This is a genomic window from Amycolatopsis sp. AA4 (genome assembly GCF_002796545.1).
In the GTDB taxonomy this organism is placed as follows: Bacteria; Actinomycetota; Actinomycetes; order Mycobacteriales; family Pseudonocardiaceae; genus Amycolatopsis.
The window spans coordinates 689,353-710,970 of the sequence record NZ_CP024894.1 but is presented as its reverse complement, the minus strand read 5'-3'; the positions used below and the strand labels follow the sequence as shown (position 1 = coordinate 710,970).

Genomic DNA, 21,618 nt, shown 5'->3' with positions numbered 1-21,618 from the left:
CTCGAAAGCACAGCCGTAAAAGGGGGCCGATGAAAACCGTCGCCATCGAAGAGCACTGGACCACTCCCGGCATCGACCGGATGCTGCGCACCGAATCCGGCGACCCGAGCATCGCGCACAACGACCGGGGCGATCTCTCCGAGCGGCTGCTCGACATCGGCGACCAGCGCGTCGCGTGGATGGACGAGGCGGGCATCGATGTCCAAATCCTTTCGATCGCGCCGCCGGGAACGCACGGATGCCCGGCCCCGCAAGGCATCGAGCTGAGCCGCGAGGCGAACGACCTCGTCAGCGAGGCCGTCGCGAAGCACCCCGAGCGGTTCCGGGCCATGACGACGTTGCCGATGTCCGATCCGGACGCGGCGGTCGCCGAACTGCACCGGACCGCGAAGGATCCAGCGCACGTCGGGATCATGTCGTACGGGCGCAGCGGCGATCGCCTCCTCGACGATCCGGCGTACGACGAGTTGCTCGGCGCGGCCGCGGCGCTCGGCCGGCCGGTTTTCGTCCACCCGCAGATCCCGGTGGAGTCAGTCCGCCAGGCCTCTTACCGCGGCTTCAGCCCGGAGCTTGACCTCGGACTCGCCACGTACGGCCTTGGCTGGCATTACGAGGCCGGGCTCGCGGTCATCCGGCTGATCCTGCGCGGCGCCTTCGACCGCCACCCGGACCTGCAGGTCGTGCTCGGCCACTGGGGCGAGGTCGTCCTGTTCGCGCTGGACCGCATCGACAGCCTCTCGCATACGGCCACGCATCTCGAACGTCGCGTCTCCGAGTATTTCCGCACCAATATCCACCTGGCGACCAGCGGAATGCTCGTCCCGCGAATGCTGCGCAACGCACTCGAATACACCACCGCCGATCGGATCCTGCTGTCCGGCGATTATCCATTCCACCGGGTCCAGGCCGCGGCAATCGCGGAATTCCTGGAGCAATTGCCGGACGAAGAAGACCGGGAAAAGATCGCGCACGCCAACGCGGAAGCCCTTTACGGTCTCCGTTAACGGTTGCGCAACTGCTGGTACCAGGCTTTTCCGTAAGCCTCGCGATGCCGGTCCGCCGTGGTCGTCCACGAGAATTCCTTGGCGCGCCGCTGCGCCGCGGAAGCGAGCACTGAACGACGCGACGGATCGGCCAGCAGCTCCGTCAACGCCGCGGCGACATCGCCCGCCCCGACGCCGCAGTACGCGACCGCGTCGCCGCCGACCTCCGGCAGCGAAAGGCGGCGCGTGGTCAGTACCGCGGCACCGCAGGCCATCGCCTCGAGAACCGGCAGCCCGAAGCCTTCTCCGAGGCTCGGGTACGCCACGAGTTCCGCGCCGCCGAGGAAGCCGGCGAGCTTCCCGAACGGCAGATAACCCGCGCGAATCACCCGAAGCCGGTGCGGCACCGCATCCAGCGCACGCTCGACCTGCGTGTCCCAGCCAGGCTGACCGGCGAGCACGAGCGCCGGCGCGTCCCGCTGCCCGGCGACCGCGCGCGCGTAACCGCGGATCAGCGCGGGCACGTTCTTGCGAGGTTCGAGCGCCCCGAGGAACGCGATGTACGGCGTCGCCCCGAGCCCGACCGCCTTCCGCGCCGCCGCGATCTCCTCCGGCGACGGCGGATGGAATCGTTCGCTGTCGACGCCATGGTGGATGATCTCCAACTCCGCGTGCCGCACCGGGCTCACGCGCGCCAGCTCTACCGCTGTCGCGTGACTGGGGACTACGCAGAGTGTGGCCCGGCGCAGCGCGGTGGCGGTCCACGCGCGGAAGAACCGGGCCTTGACCGACGAGTGCAGGACCGCGTCGGTGAAGAACGTCGCGTCGTGCAGCGTGACCACCGAAGCGGCCGGGCTGGCGAGCGGCATCGTGTAGTGCGGCGAGTGCACGACGTCGGCGGCGAGCCGGCGCACGAGCCGCGGCAGAGTGGCTTGTTCCCAGGTCAGCCGGGCGGTGCGCGTCGAGGTCGCGGGCGACGCGGCGACGATCCGGGAACTGGGCGCGAGCTGGTCGTACAACGGCAGGTCGCGCGGCTGGCAGACCACCGTCAGCCGAGCCCCGTCCTGGTCGAGCGCGCCGACGAGCGAATCCACGTACCGGCCGACCCCGCCCCGATCCGCGGGCACCGCGGTCGCGTCGATCAGCACACGGGGATCACCGGTCACGAGTGCAGCGTACGGCGATCACCCACCGCACAGGTCACGAACCGGCAAACTGCCGCCGACTCCCGGCGCCAGCACCCTCGCCCACCTGCGCTCACCCGTCTGGGTTCACCCGTCCGTGTTACCGCAGTCGCACCATGAACCCGGCGCTCGGTGCCCGACGCGTCAGCGTCAGCTTGCCACAAGAACGTCCGCGGCCGCTCGTGCTCGCCGCCTCGTCCCTCCCCCATCGTCGCCCGGGACCGCCAGCCCGACCGACGCTGAGGCCTCGCCCAAACCGGCACGCCCCGAGCCTCGGCCGACCCCGCCGCCAAAGCCCCTGCCGCCTCCTCCGGACCCAGACCACCGCCAGCCCGCCCGCGGATGCGCCTCGCGGCTGCCAGGTGCACGCCGCTCCTGGCCCAGCCCCCGACAGTTCCGCCGCCTCGCCCGGCCCCCCGCACCACGCCGGACCGCCGACCAGCCGTCAGCTCACCCGCCGATGCGCCGCCCACACCGCCTCCGCGGCCGCCAGGTGCACGCCGCTCCCGACCCAGCCCCGACAATTCCGCCGCCGCACCCGGCCCCCCGCACCACACCGGACCGCCGACCAGCCGTCAGCTCACCCGCCGATGCGCCGCCCACACCGCCTCCGCGGCCGCCAGGTGCACGCCGCTCCCGGCCCAGCCCCGACAATTCCGCCGCCGCACCCGGCCCCCGCACCACGCCGGACCGCCGACCAGCCGTCAGCTCACCCGCCGATGCGCCGCCCACACCGCCTCCGCGGCCGCCCGCCACGTGAACGTCCGCGCCCGCTCGCGCCCCAGCTTCGACAGTTCCGCCGCCTTGTCCGGCGACAGCAGCACCTCTTTCAACGCCCGCGCCAGCGCGTCCACGTCCCCGCGCGGCGCCACCAGTCCCGCGCCGCCGGCGACCTCCACCAGGGCCGGGACGTCCGTGTGCACCACCGGCACCCCGATCGCCATCGCTTCCAGCAGCGGCAGCCCGAAGCCCTCGGCAAGGCTCGGCATCGCCAGCACGCTCGCGCCGCGCATCGCCGTCGCCAGTTGTGCGTCGGTCACTTTTCCCAGCACCCGCACCGATTTCAGGCCGCGGTCGGCCGCGAGCCGCACCGGGTCGATGCCGCCCCAGCCGGGCTGGCCCGCCAGCACCAGGCCGACGTCGCCGACCTCGTCCGTGCCGTCGAGCTGCGCCACCGCGTCGACCAGCACGTCCATGCCCTTGCGCGGTTCGATCGTCCCGACCGCCAGCACGTACCGCGACGGCAGGTCCAGCTGAGCGGACCCCTCCGGCACGGTCACCCCGTGCGGCACGACCCGCACCGGAACGTCCACGTCCAGCAGCACCGCCAGCTCGTCGGCGACCGCCCGCGTCGGCACGATCAGCCCGGACGACCGCCGCGCCGCCCGCGCGATCATCGACCGGTGCCAGCTGACGCCGCGCGCGGTCAGGGTCTCCGGATGCGTCCACGGCACCGTGTCATGCACCGTGACGGTCAGCGTTCGCCCAGCCGGGGCACGGGGCGGTGCGAACGGGGTCGGCGCGTGCACCGCGTCACCGCCCGGCCACCAGCGCAGGCCGAGCTGCCACAGCGCGACCAGCGCTCTCGGCGGCAGCGGCAGCACCCGCGGGCCCTCGACCCCTTCGATCTGGGCCGCGGACACGTCCGCGTGCCGCGCGACCACGCTGGACACGGTCCAGCCGGGCGGCGCGGTGCGGGCGAGCGCGGGCAGCAGTTCGGCGGTGTACCGGCCGGTGCCACCCGGAACGGGGGCGAGCAGTTGCTCGGCGATCACGACCAGTTCGGGCACGCCGCTATTCTCTCCCAGGTGACCAGCGCGGAATCCGGCACCACCGTCGTCGTGGTGACCTGGCGGGGGGCAGCCCACCTCGCCGCGTGCCTCGACGCGCTCGCCGCCCAGGACCGTCCACATCGGACACTCGTGGTCGACAACGCCTCAACCGACGGCACCGCAACGGTTCTCGCCGCGCACCCCAGCCGTCCGGAGGTCCTCCGGCTGCGCCGCAACACCGGTTACGCCGGTGCGATGGCGCACGCACTTTCCCGGATCGAGACCGCGCGTGTCGCGTGGCTCAACGACGACGCCGCCCCCGAACCGGACTGGCTCGCCGTCCTCGAAGACACCCTCGAGGACCAGCCGCTCGCCGCCGCCGTCACGTCGCGGCTCGAACTGCCCGACGGCAGCACCCAGTCCACCGGCGTCCGGCTCACCGCCGACGGCCACGGTGCCGACCTCACCGAGCCCAGCGACGAGGTCTTCGGCTTCTGCGGCGGCGCCGCGCTGCTGCGCACCGAGGCCGTGCGCGCGGTCGGCGGGGTCCCGGCGAGCTTCTTCTGTTACTACGAAGACACCGACACCGCGTGGCGGCTGCGGCTCGCCGGATGGCACGTCGTCTCCGCGCCGAAAGCCCGCGTCCAGCACCTGCACGGAGCCAGCACGCACCCCGGTTCACCGCAATTTCACCGCTGGAACGAACGCAACCGTTTGCTCATGCTGCTGCGCTGCGCACCCGCGGCGATCGCAGTCCGCGAAATGGCCCGTTTCGCCGCGATCACCGTTTTGCTTCCGCTGCGCCGGCACCGTCCGGACGCGGCGAATTTCGACCCCGCGCTGCGGCTGCGGGTGCTGGCGGAGGTCGTCCTCCGGCTCCCGCGCACGCTGCGGGAACGGGGTCGCGTAACGCGGATCTCGGCGCTGGGCCGAGGCGCGATCTGGGATGCCTGGGCTGGCCTTTAAGCTGGGCGGAAATTCGACGGAGGAGCTCGTCTTGGCAGTGGGGGACCCGCAACCGCTCGTCTCGGTGATCGTGGTGAATTACCGCGGCGCCGACGACACCATCACCTGCCTGCGGGCGCTGCGGACCGACCTGGACTACGCGAATGTCGAGCTGATCTGCGTCGACAACGCGTCCGGCGGCGACGACGCGGCCCGCATCCGCGCCGCGGTACCCGACGTGCGGCTCATCGAATCGCCGGTCAACACCGGGTTCGCCGGCGGCTGCAACCTCGGCGCCCAGCACGCGAACGGCACCGTCCTCGGCTTCCTCAACAACGACGCGCGCCCGGCTCCGGCGTGGGTCTCCGCGGCCGTCGCCGAACTGCGCGCGCAGCCGACCGTCGCCGCGGTGGCGAGCAAGGTCCTCGACTGGGACGGCACCGGCACCGATTTCGTGGACGCGGGTCTGACCTGGTTCGGCATGGGCTACAAACGCCACGCGGGCAGCCCGCTCGCGGACGTGCCCGCGGCCGAGCACGACGTCGCCAAGGACGTCCTCTTCGGCACCGGCTCGGCGCTGTTCGTGCGCGCGTCGGTGTTCGCCGAACTCGGCGGTTTCGACGAACGCTTCTTCATGTTCTACGAGGACGTCGACCTCGGCTGGCGGCTCAACCTGCGCGGCTGGCGCGTCCGCTACGTGCCGGAATCGCTCACCTACCACCGCCACCACGGCACCATGGCCGCGGTCGACGCGCCGGACACCGGTCGCGAAACCTTCCTTTTAGAACGCAACGCACTGGCGGCGCTCTACAAAAACCTCTCCGACGAATCCCTGGCCCGCGCACTTCCGGCGGCACTCGCGCTGGCCGTCCGCCGCGCGACCGCCCGCGGCAACCTCAATCCGGACCAGCTGGACCTCGAAAAGGGCGTCGGCCCGGTCGACACCTCGGACATCCCGGTCCCGCGCACCACGCTCGCCGGAGTGCTGGCGGTCGACCGATTCGTCGAGATGATGCCCTCGCTGGCCGAATCCCGCGCAGTCGAGCAAGCCGCCCGCGTACGCACCGACGCCGACCTGCTTCCGTTGCTGCGCAAGGCACTTGAGCCCGCGTACCCGCTGCCGGACTACCTTCGCGCACACGAAATCCTCGTCGAAGCGTTCGGCATCAAGGACGTCTTCGGCCAGCGCCGCAAGATCCTCGTGCTGACCGGCGATTCGATCACCGAGCGGATGGCCGGCCCGGCGATCCGGGCGTGGAACATCGCCTCGACGCTGTCCGCCGAGCACGACGTGCACCTCATGACCACCAACCCGCTGGTCTCGCCCCCGCCCGCGGCCTTCCGGGTCAGCTCGGGCAAGCACCGCGACCTCGACGGCCCGATCGAATGGGCGGACGTCGTGATCCTGCAGGGGCATGTGCTGGAGCTGGCGCCGTCGCTGAAGAAGCAGCACGAGCACAAGATCGTGGTCGCCGACGTCTACGACCCGATGCACCTGGAGCTGCTGGAACAGGGCAAGGACGCCCCCGACGACCAGCGCGCGCTCGACCTGGCCGGCGTCACCCGGGTCCTGGACGCCCAGCTCGAACGCGCCGACTTCTTCCTCTGCGCCTCCGAACGCCAGCGCCACTTCTGGCTGGGCCACCTCGCCGCGCTCGGCCGCCTGTCCCCGCGGCTCTACGACGCCGACCCGACCACCCAGTCGCTCCTCGCGGTCGTCCCGTTCGGCCTCTCCCCGCAGGCCCCGACCCGCACCGGCCCCGGCCTGCGGTCCGCGCTGGGCATCGGCGAATCGGACCGCGTCGTCCTGTGGGCGGGCGGCGTCTACAGCTGGTTCGACCCGCTGACCCTGATCCGCGCCTTCGACCTGCTTCGCCACCGCCGCGACGACGCCCGTCTCGTGTTCCTCGGCATGAAGCACCCGAACCCCGAGGTCGCCGAAATGGACATCGGCGCCCGGACGATCCGGCTCGCGGATTCGCTGGGCCTCACCGACAAGCACGTCTTCTTCAACGAACAGTGGGTCCCGTATTCGGACCGGCAGAACTGGCTGCTCGACGCCGACTGCGGGGTCACCACGCACTACGAACACGTCGAGACCACTTTCGCTTTCCGCACCCGGGTCCTCGACTACCTGTGGGCCGGTTTGCCGATCGTGACCACGGACGGGGATGCGTTCGCCGACCTCGTCCGCGCGGAAGGCCTCGGCGTCGTGGTTCCCGCCGAAGACGCGGGCGCGCTGGCGGACGCGCTGGAAAAGTCCTTGTACGACAGGGAATTCGCCGACGCCTGCGTCGAACGGATCCGAGTAGTCGCGCAGCGGTACGCCTGGCCGGAAGCGCTGAAACCGCTGGTGGAGTTCTGTCGCAATCCGCGTCCCGCGGCCGACCGGCTGCCCGGCGGCGCGGACCTGACCGTCAGCGACCCAGTACGCGGCACCGCGCTGGTACGGCGCGATTTGGCTCTGGTACGGGAATATCTCGCCGCCGGCGGCCCGGGCGAGCTGGCACGGCGAGCTGCGGGACGGGTCACGAAGGTGGCGCGGGAGCGGTTGCGCCGTGGCTGACCGTCCGCTCCGCGTCCTGTTGGACGGCACTCCCCTGCTCGGTTCCCGGACTGGCATCGGCCGGTATACCGCCGCGTTGAGCGAAGAGCTGGCTTCACTGTCCGAAGTGGACCTTCGCGCGGTAGCGTTCACTTTGCGCGGCTGGCGAAAGCTTCGGCATGTCCTGCCACACGGAGTACAAGCGCGGGGAATGCCAGTCTCGGCAAGGCTTTTGCGCGCGACCTGGCTGCATACCCAGCTGCCGCCGGTCGAATTGTTCGCCGGGCCGACCGATGTAGTGCACGGCACGAACTTCGTCCTCCCCGGCCGCCTCCGCGCCGCCGGAGTCCTGACGATCCACGACCTGGCTTTCATCGACGCCCCGCAGGAACTGGCCCACTCCGACCGAACCCTTCCGGAACTGGTCCGCCGCGGCGCGCACCGAGCGAACGTCATCTGCACCCCGACCGAGGCGGTCGCGGATTCGGTCGCGGAAAAGCTGGATGTCGACCGGTCGAAAATCATCGCCACCCCGCTCGGGGTGAATCCCGCGTGGTTCACCGCCCGCCCGCCCGACGACGGGGTGCGGGCGAAACTGCGGCTGCCGGAGAAATACCTGCTGTTCGCCGGTGCCGCCGGACCGCGCAAGGGCTTGGACTGGCTGGCCGCCGCCCATGCGGCCGCCCCGGACCTGCCCCCGCTGGTCTTCGCGGGCCCTGGCCCGTTCCCGAGGCTGCCCCGGTCCGGACAGACCGGCTATCTGTCCGATGTGGACCTTCGCACGGTCGTAGCCGGAGCCGCCGCCCTGGTGCTCCCTTCCCGGGACGAAGGCTTCGGCCTGCCTGTCCTGGAAGCCATGGCGTCGGACGTCCCCGTCGTCTGCACCGATATCCCGGCCCTGCGCGAAGTAGCGGGAGACTGCGCCACGCTGGTCCCCTACGACGACGTAGACGGCCTCGCCGAAGCCCTGCGTCAAGCCGTCACCGACCCGCACGGCCTGGCGACGTCCACCGCCCGCAGAACCCACGCGGCGAGCTTCACCTGGCACAACACGGCGTTGCGCACGCTGGACGCCTACCGGCAGGCAACCGAGTCTTAGAGCCTGCGGGTAAGGGGTTCGGGCGGTTAGTTGCTGTGGCGGGCGAGTCACCGAGCAGAAACCACGTCGAAAACCGAACCCGAAGCCGATCAGGCCAGCACGTCACGCCCGCGAAAGATCCGGGCTAATATGCGCCTCATGCTGACCCGGTGGCTTGGCCACGTGCGCAGGCACCCCCTGGCTGGCGCCGTCGAGGTGGCGTTGTCCTGGGAGTTCGCGATAGTCGGCTCCGCTAAGCTGTTGCCTGTCTTGGATACAGCCTGGTTCCCCGGGCTGGGAAGCGTCGCGGTCAATCTGATCGCCACCGGCGTCATGCTGGTGATCCTGCGGTCCTGGGGCTGGCTGCGGCCCGCAGGGGTGACCGCTTGGGGACGATTCGCCCGTTGGCCGGTTGTGCTGCCGCTGTTCTTTGTCGCCGCGCTGTCGGCGCTGCCGGGCATCGAGGGCAGCGCAACGCAGCTCGTCACGGGCGCGGCGGTCATGCTTTGTGTCGGGATCAGCGAAGAGATTTCCAGCCGGGCACTGGTACTGGAGGTCGCCCGTCCGCTGGGCTTGCTGCGTGCGTCCGCGCTGACGGCGGTTCTGTTTGGTGCTGGGCATCTCAAGAACTACCTGTTTTTCGGAGCATCGCTGAACAACACGCTGTGGCAGATGCTATCGGCGGGACTGTTCGGGTTCTGCCTGTGCGCGGCTCGGCTGGCGATCGGCACGGTGTGGCCGCTGGTGCTGCTGCACGCCTTGTCGGACTACCTCCAGATCTATTCTCCGGGCAAAGACCCGGACTGGCTGTGGACCCTGAACGCCATTGTCAACCTCGGGCTCGGGGCAGCACTGCTGCGCTGGGCGCGGAACGCGCCGGCTGCCGAATCTGCGAGCACGGCAGCCGCGAACTGAAGATCGGCAGCCCTCGCAAGCTCCGGCAAGGGATCGCTCCGCACATCGGCACCCCCTTTACCAACAAGAATGCCGCTGGGGCATTCTCCGGTCAGCCGTGGAGATACGAGTTCAAGGCCGTCCGCCAATCCCGCAACGGAGTCAGTCCCGCCTCCCGCCAAGAAGCGTTGGAAAGCAACGAGTAAGCAGGACGAGCGGCCGGACGCGGGAATTCCTCAGTGGTGCACGGCTTGACCCGGTCCGGATCCGCGCCGATCTCCTCGAAAATGGCCCGGGCGAATCCGTACCACGAAGTCTCGCCGCCGCCGGTGCAGTGCAAAACCTTCCCCGCGGGCCCCTGCCCAGCGGCAATCGCCCCGGCAAGCTCCCAGAGCCCCCGAGCCAGATCAGCCGACCAGGTAGGCGCCCCGATCTGATCGTCCACCACGGAAAGCTGATCCCGCTCCGACTCCAGCCGCCGCATGGTCTCGACGAAATTGGCCCCGGTTTTCCCGTAAACCCAGCTGGTCCGCACCACCCAGGCCGACGCGCCCGACCCGAGTACCGCATCCTCCCCCGCGGCCTTGGTCCGCCCGTAAGCATTCTTCGGCCCCAGCGCGTCGTCCACTTCGTACGGCCGATCCCCGTCCCCCGGAAAAACATAATCCGTGGAGACATGAATCAACGGCACCCGCCGCGAAGTACAAGCCGCCGCCAACACGCGCGGCCCGTCGACATTCACCGCGAACGCCCGCGCCTCGTCCGTTTCCGCGGCATCAACCGCCGTATAAGCCGCGGCATTGATCACCACCGGCACCGCCCCAGCAGCCGCGGCCCGCTCCGCCAGCTCCCCGACCGCGGCGATCACCTGGCCCGCGGCCGTGATGTCCAGCTCCGCCGACGAAGGCGCGAGCACCTCCGTTTCCGGGCCCGCGGTATTCACCAGGTCCCGGCCGAGCTGACCGGAACCGCCGGGCACGAGCACTGCCAGCCGCACCGGCGTACCTCCTACTGCGAAAGGGTTTTCAGGACGTGCCGAGCGCGGCGCGGGCCTTCAGCGGCTCCCACCACGCGCGGTTGTCGGCATACCAGCGCACGGTCTCCGCCAACCCGTCCTCGAACGACACCCGCGGAGCGTAACCGAGTTCGCCGCTGATCTTCGCGATGTCGACCGAGTACCGCCGGTCGTGGCCCTTGCGGTCGGCCACCGGTTCGACCATTTCCCAGCCGACGCCGACCGCGGCGAGCAGGCGTTCGGTCAGTTCGCGGTTGGTCAGTTCGGTGCCGCCGCCGATGTTGTAGATCTCGCCCGGGCGACCGCCGTCGGCGACCAGCTGGATTCCGTGGCAGTGGTCGTCCACGTGCAGCCAGTCCCGGACGTTCAGGCCGTCGCCGTAGAGCGGAACCTTCTTGCCGTCCAGCAGGTTCGTCGCGAAGAGCGGGATGACCTTTTCGGGGAACTGGTACGGCCCGTAGTTGTTCGAGCACCGCGTGACGCACACCGGCAGCCCGTGCGTCCGGAAGTACGAGCGGGCGATCAAATCCGACGACGCTTTCGAGGCCGAGTACGGCGAATTCGGCTCCAGTACGTGGTCTTCCGACCACGAACCGTCCTGGATGGACCCGTACACCTCGTCCGTCGAGACGTGCACGAACTTCCCGACCCGCGCCTCCAGCGCGGCTTGCAGCAACGTCTGCGTGCCGAGCACGTTGGTGAGCACGAAGTCCGCCGAACCGAGGATCGAGCGGTCCACATGGGACTCCGCGGCGAAGTGGACGACCAGATCGACGCCGTTCATCAGCTCGGTCACCTGCGCGGTGTCGCAGATGTCGCCGCGCACGAAGCGCAGCCGCGGGCTGTCGGCGACCGGGGCGAGGTTCGCCTCGTTGCCCGCGTAGGTGAGCTTGTCGAGCACCACGACCTCGGCGTCGGCCAGGGTCGGATACGCCCCCGACAACACCTGCCGCACGTAGTGCGAACCGATGAACCCGGCACCGCCCGTGACCAGGACCCGCATCCTCATCCACCCCTTCCGCCCGACCGGGCACTCTCGCCCCCAGCCTACGGGTGGCTTACCTCAGGCTCGGTAGAGTTCGGCAAAGCGCGAAACGCGCGGGGCATCCTGGGGAGGAACAGTGGCCGAATGGCCGGGTACGCCGCTGCCGGTGCACCGCGGTCGCGGCGTGGTCGTCGTGCTGCGGCGCGGCGGGAAAATCCTGCTGTCCGTCGTGTCCGTGGTCGTGCTGGCGCTGACCTGGTACGGCTGGCAGTTCATCGGCGACCCGCGGGCAGGCTTCTCCACCACGGCGATCTTCGGCGAGCAGGACGCGCACGCGAAACCGCTCGACGGAGCGATCGACATCCTCCTGGTCGGCCAGGACAGCCGCACCGACGCGCAGGGCAATCCGCTGCCCCGCGAGGTGCTCGACATGCTGCACGCCGGCGAAGCGGACGGCGAAAAACAGACCGACACGATGATTCTCGTGCACATCCCGCAGAACGGGGAGCACGCGATCGCCATCTCCTTCCCGCGCGACTCCTACGTCGAGATCACCGGCGGCTTCGGCAAGCACAAGCTGAACAGCGCGTACGTCTACGCCTACAACGACACCGCCAAGACCCTGCAGGCCAAGGGCAACACCGACCTCAAGGACGTCGACGAGAAAGCCAAGCTCGCCGGACGCAAGAACCTCGTCGCGACGCTCGAGAAGTTCATCGGCAAGCCGGGCATGATCGACCGCTACGCCGAGGTCAACCTGGCCAGCTTCTACGAGGTCACGAAGGCCATCGGCGGCGTCCAGGTGTGCCTCAAGAACCCGGTCAAGGAAAAGAAGTCGGGCGTCGACCTGCCCGCCGGGAAGCAGACCATCGAGGGCGTGCAGGCGCTCGCGTTCGTCCGCCAGCGCTACGGCCTGCAGAACGGCGACCTCGACCGGATCGCGCGCCAGCAGGCGTTCCTGTCCGGGCTGGCGAGCAAGGTGCTCTCGTCCGAAGTGCTGGCCAACCCGGTGCGGATCGCGCAGCTCATCGAGGCGGTGAAGAAGTCCGTGGTGCTGTCCGCGGGATGGGACCTGTCCGAGTTCGTCGAGCAGATGCGCGGGCTGACCGGCGGAAACGTCGAGTTCCACACGATCCCCACCGAGGGCAACGCGGTCATGGGCGGCGCGGACGTGCTCCGCGTCGACCCGGCGAAGGTCCGCGCCGAAGTCAACCGGCTGACCTCCGACGGCAGCGCCCCGACGCCCAGCAACGCGCCGTTGCCCGGAGCCGGGCAGATCACCGTCGAACTGTTCGACGGCTCCGGCACGGGCGCCGCCGACCAAATGCGGGGTCTGTTGCAGGAGAAGGGTTTCCAGCTCGGCACGAGCACGAAACTGTCCACCCGCGCGACGACCGTGCTGCGCTACCACCCATCCGACGAGGCCGCCGCCGACCTGGTCCGCCAGGCCCTCGGCAGCAATGCGCAGGCCGAACCGGACGCGGACGTCGCCGCCGGGCACGTCCGGGTGATCCTCGGCAAGGACGCGCGCGACGCCGCGCAAGCGCCGGCCACCACGTCCTCGGCTCCCCCTGCGGCCCCGCCCGCGTCGTCGCCGTCCGGGCCGCCTCCGTCGAGCTCCTCGACCTCACCCGCACCGGTCATCACGGCGGGCGATGTCCCCTGCGTCAACTAGAGTCGAGCACCCAGCGTCGCGGCGCGCCGCAGGCCGTACGCTGGTGAGCGGGGAGGTAACCGGGGTGAGCGAAAACCAGGACAAACCGGACCGGACGGCGGATTCCGCCGACAGTCCGGCGGTTTCCGACGCCTCGGACCGGAAATCCGACGAAACGCCGAAGCACGCCGCTGCCGAGGAAACCGCTGCGGAGGAGACTGAACCGGGTACCGAGGACACCGTCGCCGAGGAAGCCGCGCCCGTCGCCGACGGTGCCGGCACCGAGGATGGCGCGGCCGACGAGGAGGCCTCTGCCGACTGGAAGCCCTCGCCGCACCCGCGCGTCGACCTCCCCCAGCCGTCGAACCCGGCGCCGCCTGAACCGGAGGGCCGCACGGGCCGGGTCACCCGGATCACCCGCCGCGTGGCGATCGGCCTGGTCTCCCTGCTCGCGCTGAGCGGGACCGGCTACGCGTACGTCACCAAGGACAAGCTGCAGGACAATGTCGCGACTGCCGACATCCTCACGCCGCGCGAGGGCGAGCCCCCGGCCCCGCCCGCCGACGACGGCGGCACCGACATCCTGCTCGTCGGCAGCGACGCGCGCACCGACCAACAGGGCAACCCGCTCCCGCTGAGCATGCTGAAATCGCTGCGCACCGAGGACAAAGGCGGGATCAACACCGACACCATCATCCTGCTGCGGATCCCGAAGAACGGCGGCAAGGCGTCCGCGGTGTCGATCCCGCGCGACAGCTGGGTCGACGTGCCGGGCCGCGGCAAGGCGAAGATCAACTCCGCGTACGGCGTCGCCAAGGCGCGCGCCGAGCAGGAGGAACGGGCGCAGGGCGAGCACGACCAGGCGAAGATCTCGCGCGATTCGGACGCCGCCGGACGCCGCGCGCTGGTCCAGACGGTGCAGGACCTCACCCAGGCGCGCATCGACCACTACGCCGAGGTCAACCTGCTCGGGTTCTACCTGATCACCGAGGCGGTCGGCGGCGTGCCGGTGTGCCTCAACCACGCGACGTCGGACAAGGACTCCGGGGCGAACTTCCGCCGCGGCGTGCAGACGGTGAGCGGCGGCGAGGCGCTGTCCTTCGTGCGCCAGCGCAAGAACCTGCCGAACGGCGACCTCGACCGGATCAAGCGGCAGCAGGCGTTCCTGTCCTCGGCGATGCGCAAGGTGCTGTCCGCGGGCACGCTGACCAATCCGAGCACGCTGAACAGCCTGATGGACGCGGTGCACCGGTCGTTCGTTCTCGACGACAGCCTCGACGTGCTCGAATTCGCCCAGCAGGTCAAGGGCGTCGCGTCCGGCGACCTGACCTTCGCGACGATCCCGGTGATCACCACGAACGGCCGCAGCGAGGACGGGCAGAGCATCGTCGAGGTCGACCCGGCCGCGGTCCAGAAGTTCGTCGCGGGGCTGGCCGGACGCGCCGCTCCCGCGGTTACCGGGGGCGGCGGCGCGGCGGCCGGAGCGGTCCCGCAGGGCCTGGATTCCGGAATCCCGGGCGTGCCCTGCGTCGACTGACGCCGCGACTAGCCTGGGGGCATGAGCCTCACCGAGCAGCTGCTGCGCCCGCTTCTGGCCTCGCCGGCGAAACCGCTGATCACGCACTACGACGACCGGCTCGGCAGCCGCGTCGAACTGTCCGTGGCGACGACGCAGAACTGGGCCGCGAAAACGGCGAACTGGCTGGTCGACGAGTTCGACGTGGAGCCGGGCGACGCCGTCGCGGTGCGGCTGCCCGCGCACTGGCAGACCGTCGGCGTGCTGCTCGGCGCGTGGTGGTGCGGCGCCCGCGTGGTCGCGGAGCCGGACGGCGCGCGGGTGGTGTTCACCAGCCCGGACGAGGAGATCGACGCCCCGGCCGTCGCGGTGGTCTCGCTCGACCCGATGGGCCGCGGCCTGTCGGCCCCGCCGTCCGGCGGAGCGCTCGACTACCTCACCGAGGCGCGAATGTCCGGCGACCAGTTCGTCCCGATGCAGCCGACTCCTGGCGACACCCCCGCACTCGGCTCCTCCACTGTGGACGAAGTGTGGGCGGAAGCCACTGCGCGCGCGGCAAAACTCGGCCTGACCGCAGCAGACCGAGTTTTGTCCACGGTGGACTGGACGGTGCCGGACGGCGTACTCGACGGCCTGCTCGTCCCGCTCGCCGCCGGCGCGCACCTGGTCCAGGTGACGAACGCCGACCCGGCGAAACTGTCCGCCCGCCGCGAGGCCGAGCGCACCACCGCCGATCTGACCGCGTGAGTGCTGGCGCCGTCGGCAGCACTCCTCGCGGGTTTCAGGCGTTCTGCAGTTCGGCCGTGCCCTGGCGGCGACGCCAGAACAACACGTGGTCCAGGGACAGCCGGCCGCCGTTGAAGCCCAGCGCCAGCGCGGTGAGGCCGAGCACCAGCACCAGTTCGTAGCCGCCTTCGCCGGTGAGCCCGTGCGCCGCGTGGACCGAGATCAGCGCGCCGGCCATGTCGATCGCGTAGCCGATGGCGACCACCGGCAGCAGGAAACCGACGACGAACGCGATCGACCCGAGCAGTTCGAGCACGATCACGAGGAACGCGGACACGGTCGGCAGCGGGATGCCGATCTGGCCGAACATGTCGGCGGTCGCCCCCACCCCGCTGTTCCATTTCTGCAGGCCGTGGGCGAAGAACACCACCGCGACGCCGATCCGGCCGAGCAGCAGCGCGACGTCCTTGACTCGAGTCAACATGGAGACAGCTCCCCGATAGGTGAAAGTTCAACTGACCCGACCCACGGTAGGGCAGCGGACACCGCCGCGGGGGTGTCAGCCAGTGATCGACAGGAAACCGACAGGCACCGAAAACTCGCTGTACAGCGCGCCCGGCGCGGCGCTACCGTGCCGACAACCGCGGGTGAGTGCTGCTCGCGGCCGTGTTTTCCGCCTGGTTCGCCACCTGCGAGGAGCCCCGATGCGCCGACAGTCCGATCGACCCCAGTTCGGCCTGTCCCCCGCATCTGAGGATCTCCGCTCGCATGAAAGCACTGACCATCGGCATCCTGGCGCACATCGACGCAGGTAAAACCAGCCTCACCGAACGTCTGCTGTTCGAGACCGGCGTGCTCGACCACGCCGGCCGGGTCGACGACGGCGACACCCAGACCGATTCGCTCGACCTCGAACGCCGGCGCGGCATCACGATCAAGTCCGCCGTCGTGGCGGTCAGCACGCCCGGCCACCGGCTCAACCTCGTGGACACCCCCGGCCACCCCGATTTCATCGCGGAGGTCGAACGCGCCGTCGGCGTCCTCGACGGCGCGGTGCTCGTGGTGTCCGCGGTGGAAGGGGTGCAAGCCCAGACCCGCGTGCTGATGCGCACGCTCGTCCGGCTCGGCATTCCGGTGCTGGTGTTCGCGAACAAGATCGACCGCACCGGGGCGCGCGAGGCTTCCTTGCTGGAATCCTTGCGCACCAAGCTTTCCCCGCAATGTGTCGCGATGAGCACGGTGGCGGACATCGGCACCCCTGCCGCACGCCCGGTGCCGCTGCCGTTCGACGAACGACTTGCCGACGCACTGGCCGGGGATGACGCTTTTCTTGAGTCCTATGTAGCCGGAGTGGCGTCCACAATGGATTACCGGGCGGCGTTGGCGCGTCAGGTCGCTACCGCCTCGGTGTATCCGGTCTTCTTCGGCTCCGCCGTCACCGGCGCTGGCGTCTCTGATCTCATCGCCGGGATTTACGAGCTGTTGCCGTCCCGCGAACGCCGAGGGGACGGACCACTCGACGCCACCGTCTTCAAAATCGAACGCGGCCCTTCCGGCGAGAAAATCGCTTACGTGCGCATGTTTTCCGGCTCCCTTGCCGCCCGGCGACCAGTACCTTTCCGCCGATTGGGCGCGGAAGGCGTCGGCCGCCCGTCCGCGGTGCGAGTGTTCGAGCACGGCGCGACCCCGGTGTCCGGCGAGGCGCTAGCCGGGGATGTCGCCCGTGTCTGGGGTCTGCCAGACCTCCGCATCGGAGACCGGCTAGGCGAAAGCGCTGACCTGTCGCAGGACCGATTCTTCGCGCCGCCCAGCCTGGAAACGCTGGTGTACCCGGTCGATCCCGACCAGACCAGCGCGTTGTACACCGCGCTGACCCGACTGTCCGAACAGGACCCGTTGATCAGCATCCGCCGACAAGACCAGGAAATCACCGTGCGCTTGTACGGCGAAGTACAGAAAGAAGTAATCCGGACCACCCTCGCCGAAGAGTTCGGCATTGCCGCCGAATTCGAGGAATCGCGCCCGCTGCTGGTCGACCGTCTACATGGGACTGGGCACCGCGTGCGCCACCCCGCTCCGGACGAGCGCGTGTTCTTCTGGGCCACCGTCGGACTGCGCGTCGAACCGGGTCCACCGGGTTCCGGCCCCGACTACCGGCTGGAAGTCGAACTCGGCTCGCTGCCGCTTTCGTTCCACAAAGCCGTTGAAGACACTGTGCACGAGGTCCTGCACGAAGGCCTGCACGGCCGGGAAATCATCGACTGCGTAGTCACCCTCACCGACACCGCGTTCTACCCGCCAGCCAGCACTGCCGGTGATTTCCGCGGTATGACCCGCTTAGTGCTGCAGGAAGCCCTGCGACAGGCCGGAACCCGCGTGCATGAACCGGTCCACGCGTTCGAACTCGAAGCCCCGGCTTCCGCGATCAGCGCGGTATTGCGCAAGCTAGTCGAACTGCGCGCGGTGCCCGGGGAGCCAGTGATCACCGGCGACCGATGCACTGTGGACGGTCAGCTCCCGGCCGCCTCTGCACACGAACTGGAACAGGCGCTGCCCGCGCTCACGCAAGGCGAGGGCACGCTGGTCACCCATTTCGCGGAGTACCGGCTCAAGCCGGGTGGCGGCGGGCCAGGTCGAGTTCCGTCCAGCCGCCGTGGGCGGACAACAGCGTGAGCACGCGCTCCGCGAGGGCCGAAAACCGGCGCAGGTCCTCGTGGAGCGCCTTCGCGCGGGTCGCATCGAGGGGCGCGTGGTCGTCCCACCAAAGGCAGAGCACCGCGCTCGCGCACAGCACCAGCGGCTGCACGAGTTCCGTGAATTCCGCCGACGGTTCGGCCGTTTCCCGGCACGTGCTCTCGATTTCGTCGCACGCGTCGAGCAGCTCGCGCAACGGACCCACCGCGCCGGACGGGGTGCCGTCCCACGACGCGGTGGGCCACGCGCGGTCGCTCAGCTCGAGCCAGAGCCGCCATCCGGCGACCAGCTCGGCCTCGTCGTGCGGCGTCCAGGTGTCGGGGAGCAGCCAGAACATGTCACCGACTGTGACAGCGCGGCCGGACCCCGCACAACCGAGGAGAGGAAAATGTTCGCGTTTATACCCCGAGGCGGGGGTATCTCAGCTGATCACCGGGGGCACGAAGAAGCAGTTGGGCTTCTTCGCGTGCTGCGGGTCGAGGGCGTTGAGCACCTCGCGCTGCGCGATCGGGTCGTAGGTGATGCCGAGGTGATCGGTGTAGTCGAGCCCGCAGACGTCCTGGAGGACGAGGTTTTTCACGTTGGGCGCGCGCTTGAGGAAGGCGTTGGTGTACGGCGTGACAACGTCGTCATACCTGGTCTGGATGACCGTGTAGTCGACGCCCGGAACCGTGTCGCCGCCGGCGTTGAGGTCCTTGAGGAACGCGGACCCGGTGGACTGCTCGTTGCAGGCCGGACAGGGAACACCGAGGAGGTCGCGGGCGGGCGGAATCGCCTGGATGGCGGTCAGCAGCCCGAACAGGCTGGTGCCGTAATTGGACGGGGACAGTCCGATCAGCTTGCCGATCTTGCTCGCGCCGCCGAGGTACTTGATCCAGTAGCGCGGGTTCATGCCGCCCTGCGAATGCCCGACCACGTCGAGCTTCGCGGCCCCGGTCGCCTTGAGGATCTTGTCCCCGAAGGTCGCGAGCTGGCCCGCCGTCCCGGCCACCGGCCCGACCGTCTGCAGGAACGCCCCCGGCGACCCGCCGAAGTTGCCCGCGAACACGCAGTACCCCTCGTCGGCGAGCCGCTGGGAGAGATTCGCCCAGTTCTCATACGCGTTGGCCGTGGTGCCGTTGGACAGCAGCACCGGGTTCGGATGCTCCGCGGAGGGTTTGCAATTCCAGTCGTTGGCCCCCGGCGGCGCGATCGTCGGCTGCCCGGCCGCGTAAATCGCCGCGGCGATGATGTTCGGCTGCACCGGACCGGTCGGTTCTTTCCCGGTTGCCCCCGAGGCCACCGCAGTGCCGCCGCCGAGCGCGACCACCGTCGCCGCCAGGAGGACCATGCCCCGTCCGAAAGCGCGTACGCTCATTCCGTTTCACCTCTCTGTGAACCCGACGCAGTGGTTAACGCGGAACACGAGAAAGGGAAACGCGGTTACTAGTTTTTATCGCAAACCTACGAGTCTTCGGTTCACCGCATCGATCAAGGAGGCCCGGTTTCCCGGGTAGACACTGATCTGGGCCTCGCCGCCCCTGGTCGTCTGGAAGCTCAGCACCCGCCCGCGCCCACTGAGGTCGAGCACCGACAGCGGCGGGCTGTATCTCCGCTCGCCCCGCCCGTCCCGAACCGCGGCATGCAACTGATGCACCGCGTCGCGCGGCGCCCGCATCAGATACCGCAACTCGTCCGCGTCACCACCCTCCTCCGCGAGCGGGTCCGTGCTGGCACCCCCGTCGTAGTACTCCCGGCTGACGTGCATCACCCGAACCGCCGCCGGACGGCATTCCGGCATCGCCATGACCAAACAGGCCGCCAACTCGTCCGGCGACACCGGATCCAGCTGAACGAATTCCGAATCGGTGATCAACCGAACGGCTTCCGGTTTGGTCGCCGCGACGAGAATCGCGCCGTTGTCCTCCTGATGGGTGCCGAAGTCAGTCCACCCGTACACCTCATGCCGCGCGGTCGCGAGCAGCTTCAACGTGCTCCGCAACGCAGTTGCCGCCGTTTCCCCCAGCTGCGCAAGGAGATCCCGCGTCCGCTTCGCCCGCTCAGCCGCGCCTTCGTCGGTGAGGTACATCGGGGTGTCCTCGACCACCACCGGTGCTTTCCCGAGGTTTTCCTCGTGCCAAAGCGCCAAAAACACCGACCGCGGCATCCGCAGCGGTCTGTCGATGATCGTCATCGAGCCCCTCAACCACCAATCGTCGGGGGTGTCGGCGGCAATCCCGTGCGCGGATCGAGCGCCCGCTCGCCGTTCTCGTCGACGAGCGAGAACGCGGAGTCGTCTTCGATTCCGTACTTGCGCTGGTGTTCTTTGTCTTCCTCGCCCTTGCCTTTTCCGCCCGGGGCCATCCCGCCCATCCCCGGACTTCCCTTGGCTCCGGCAGTACCTTTTCCCGCGCTTCCCCGGGTGGCCGCTTCCTCAGCCGCGCCCGCTCCGGCTCCGGCTCCAGCCCCGACACCGGTGCCGCCGCCCAGCCGCGCCGCTATGCCACCGGTGCGGCCACCGGCTTCGGCCCCGCCCCCAACGCCGCCACCACCGCCGAGCGGCCCAAACCCGCCGCCCGACGACCAGTCGCTGTTGCCACTCCCGCCCCCGAAAGACGTCGGCACGGGCGGGGTCCAGTTCGCCCCGCCAACCCGATCTACCGACGGCGGAGTCCACCCGGCTGTCGAAGTCTCGTCCCCCGGCCGATACCCCGGAGACACCCCACCCCCCGGCGGCACCGCGACACCTCCCGGCGGGAACGAGCCCACTCCAGTACCCCCGTGGCCTCCCGGCCCGCTCACTCCCGGCCCGCTCACTCCCGGTCCGTTCGCCCCAGGCCCGGTAGCTCCAGGTCCGTTAGCTCCAGGCCAACTCCCGAGCCCGCCACTGGCCCCCGGCCCGCTGTCCGGCCCGCCAGAATCCCGCCCAGGCCCCCGATAAGCCCACTCGTGGATTCCGGCCTTGCTCGGGGCGTGATCGCCACCGGAGTCAATCTTGAGATTCTGCCCGTCGAACGCGGACACCTGCCCGTAATTGCTGTTAAGCCCTTGGCCGTTGGCCTTGGCCTGATCAGCGTACTTCTGATACCGCTCAACATTGTGATTGGCCGCGGCGTTGTACGCGTTGATCTGCTTCTCGGTATCGGTGTCCCAAGGAGTCCCCTGGTCCCAAAGATTCTTGTGCGGAGGCGTCGGAGGCATCGCCTGCAACGCGATCTTCATGTCGTTATAGCCGTGCGTGGTGTCGACCAGCTTCTGCCCGTTGACCACATAAGCCTGCGCGGAAGTGGACGAGGCGTCGGACAATGGCCTGAGCCGCGCCCGAGCCGCATCCGCCCCGTCTCCGGTCCAGACAGATTCCAGCATGGTGGTGATCTGCTGCGCGTCGTCGCTGTTCTGGTTGTGCTCCTGGATCATCTTCTGAACCGTGGAACTCCCGCTGTCCCACGACGAAGTCCCGGGCCCCTGCTGAACCTGCTGCACAATCGCCGGGGCCGGAAGGGCTTGATCACCGAGGTTCCCGTGGTACAAATCGGAAAACCAGTTGCCCGCATCCTTGAGCCGATCGTTGACCCAGTCATCCGCGTCGCCGATCCGGTCGCCGATCCACTTGGCTCCCTCTCCGAGGAATTCGAAGAATCCCACGGG

Annotated in this window: 18 protein-coding genes; 9 read left to right on the top strand and 9 right to left on the bottom strand. The window is 69.5% G+C overall.

Going from position 1 to position 21,618, the window contains the following annotated elements:
• Window positions 1-29 precede the first annotated feature (29 nt).
• A complete protein-coding gene (locus CU254_RS03530) occupies window positions 30-1,004 on the top strand; it encodes an amidohydrolase family protein (RefSeq protein ID WP_009072821.1) in 975 nt (324 codons plus the stop codon).
• Here the strand turns inward: CU254_RS03530 and CU254_RS03525 are convergent.
• Window positions 1,001-2,131 (bottom strand): glycosyltransferase family 1 protein, encoded by a 1,131-nt coding sequence (locus tag CU254_RS03525; RefSeq protein WP_009072820.1) that lies wholly within the window; start codon window positions 2,129-2,131, stop codon window positions 1,001-1,003. The two genes, CU254_RS03530 and CU254_RS03525, sit on opposite strands and share 4 nt — an antisense overlap.
• A 740-nt stretch (window positions 2,132-2,871) precedes the next feature.
• Window positions 2,872-3,957: a glycosyltransferase family 1 protein gene (locus tag CU254_RS03520; protein ID WP_009072819.1), complete on the bottom strand. Its 1,086-nt coding sequence runs from the start codon at window positions 3,955-3,957 to the stop codon at window positions 2,872-2,874.
• Between the two features lie 18 nt (window positions 3,958-3,975).
• On the opposite strand from CU254_RS03520, the gene CU254_RS03515 reads away from it, so the two are divergent.
• From CU254_RS03515 to CU254_RS03500, 4 genes are all read left to right on the top strand, one after another.
• Window positions 3,976-4,905, top strand: a complete 930-nt coding sequence (locus CU254_RS03515; protein WP_009072818.1) for a glycosyltransferase family 2 protein — start codon at window positions 3,976-3,978, stop codon at window positions 4,903-4,905.
• 31 nt (window positions 4,906-4,936) lie between these two features.
• Window positions 4,937-7,450, top strand: a complete 2,514-nt coding sequence (locus tag CU254_RS03510) for a glycosyltransferase (protein WP_037712411.1) — start codon at window positions 4,937-4,939, stop codon at window positions 7,448-7,450.
• Window positions 7,443-8,528 carry a glycosyltransferase family 1 protein gene (locus tag CU254_RS03505; RefSeq protein WP_009072814.1) on the top strand — a complete coding sequence of 362 codons (1,086 nt, stop codon included), beginning with the start codon at window positions 7,443-7,445 and terminating at the stop codon, window positions 8,526-8,528. Before CU254_RS03510 ends, CU254_RS03505 begins: the two co-directional genes overlap by 8 nt.
• A 138-nt stretch (window positions 8,529-8,666) precedes the next feature.
• Window positions 8,667-9,422, top strand: coding sequence for a CPBP family intramembrane glutamic endopeptidase (locus tag CU254_RS03500; protein ID WP_158687984.1), 756 nt, complete (start codon window positions 8,667-8,669; stop codon window positions 9,420-9,422).
• Between the two features lie 91 nt (window positions 9,423-9,513).
• Here the strand turns inward: CU254_RS03500 and rfbD are convergent, their stop codons facing one another.
• Both rfbD and rfbB read right to left on the bottom strand, forming a co-directional pair.
• Entirely contained in the window at window positions 9,514-10,398 is an 885-nt protein-coding gene (rfbD, locus tag CU254_RS03495) for a dTDP-4-dehydrorhamnose reductase (RefSeq protein WP_009072810.1), read from the bottom strand.
• A 28-nt stretch (window positions 10,399-10,426) separates the two neighbouring features.
• Window positions 10,427-11,419, bottom strand: coding sequence for a dTDP-glucose 4,6-dehydratase (gene rfbB, locus CU254_RS03490; protein ID WP_009072808.1), 993 nt, complete (start codon window positions 11,417-11,419; stop codon window positions 10,427-10,429).
• Window positions 11,420-11,537: 118 nt separating this feature from the next.
• Here rfbB and CU254_RS03485 point away from each other — a divergent pair, with 118 nt between their 5' ends.
• From CU254_RS03485 to CU254_RS03475, 3 genes are all read left to right on the top strand, one after another.
• On the top strand, window positions 11,538-13,076 hold the full coding sequence (locus CU254_RS03485) for an LCP family protein (RefSeq protein ID WP_037712408.1): 1,539 nt from the start codon (window positions 11,538-11,540) through the stop codon (window positions 13,074-13,076).
• Window positions 13,077-13,140: 64 nt separating this feature from the next.
• Window positions 13,141-14,592 (top strand): LCP family protein, encoded by a 1,452-nt coding sequence (locus tag CU254_RS03480; RefSeq protein ID WP_199785784.1) that lies wholly within the window; start codon window positions 13,141-13,143, stop codon window positions 14,590-14,592.
• A gap of 21 nt (window positions 14,593-14,613) precedes the next feature.
• Entirely contained in the window at window positions 14,614-15,318 is a 705-nt protein-coding gene (locus CU254_RS03475) for a TIGR03089 family protein (RefSeq protein WP_009072802.1), read from the top strand.
• A 34-nt stretch (window positions 15,319-15,352) separates the two neighbouring features.
• On the opposite strand, the gene CU254_RS03470 is transcribed toward CU254_RS03475, so the two are convergent.
• Window positions 15,353-15,781: a DoxX family protein gene (locus CU254_RS03470; protein WP_009072800.1), complete on the bottom strand. Its 429-nt coding sequence runs from the start codon at window positions 15,779-15,781 to the stop codon at window positions 15,353-15,355.
• A gap of 284 nt (window positions 15,782-16,065) precedes the next feature.
• Between CU254_RS03470 and CU254_RS03465 the strand changes: the two genes are divergently transcribed.
• Entirely contained in the window at window positions 16,066-17,970 is a 1,905-nt protein-coding gene (locus CU254_RS03465; protein WP_009072799.1) for a translation factor GTPase family protein, read from the top strand.
• On the opposite strand, the gene CU254_RS03460 is transcribed toward CU254_RS03465, so the two are convergent.
• The 4 genes from CU254_RS03460 to CU254_RS03445 form a co-directional block, all read right to left on the bottom strand.
• On the bottom strand, window positions 17,906-18,328 hold the full coding sequence (locus tag CU254_RS03460) for a hypothetical protein (RefSeq protein ID WP_009072796.1): 423 nt from the start codon (window positions 18,326-18,328) through the stop codon (window positions 17,906-17,908). The genes CU254_RS03465 and CU254_RS03460 overlap by 65 nt on opposite strands.
• A gap of 84 nt (window positions 18,329-18,412) precedes the next feature.
• Window positions 18,413-19,348, bottom strand: a complete 936-nt coding sequence (locus CU254_RS03455) for a triacylglycerol lipase (RefSeq protein WP_063631933.1) — start codon at window positions 19,346-19,348, stop codon at window positions 18,413-18,415.
• Between the two features lie 75 nt (window positions 19,349-19,423).
• Complete coding sequence (locus CU254_RS03450) at window positions 19,424-20,164, bottom strand: ESX secretion-associated protein EspG (protein WP_009072793.1); 741 nt, start codon at window positions 20,162-20,164, stop codon at window positions 19,424-19,426.
• Window positions 20,165-20,172: 8 nt separating this feature from the next.
• Window positions 20,173-21,615 (bottom strand): hypothetical protein, encoded by a 1,443-nt coding sequence (locus CU254_RS03445; RefSeq protein WP_009072792.1) that lies wholly within the window; start codon window positions 21,613-21,615, stop codon window positions 20,173-20,175.
• Window positions 21,616-21,618 lie beyond the last annotated feature (3 nt).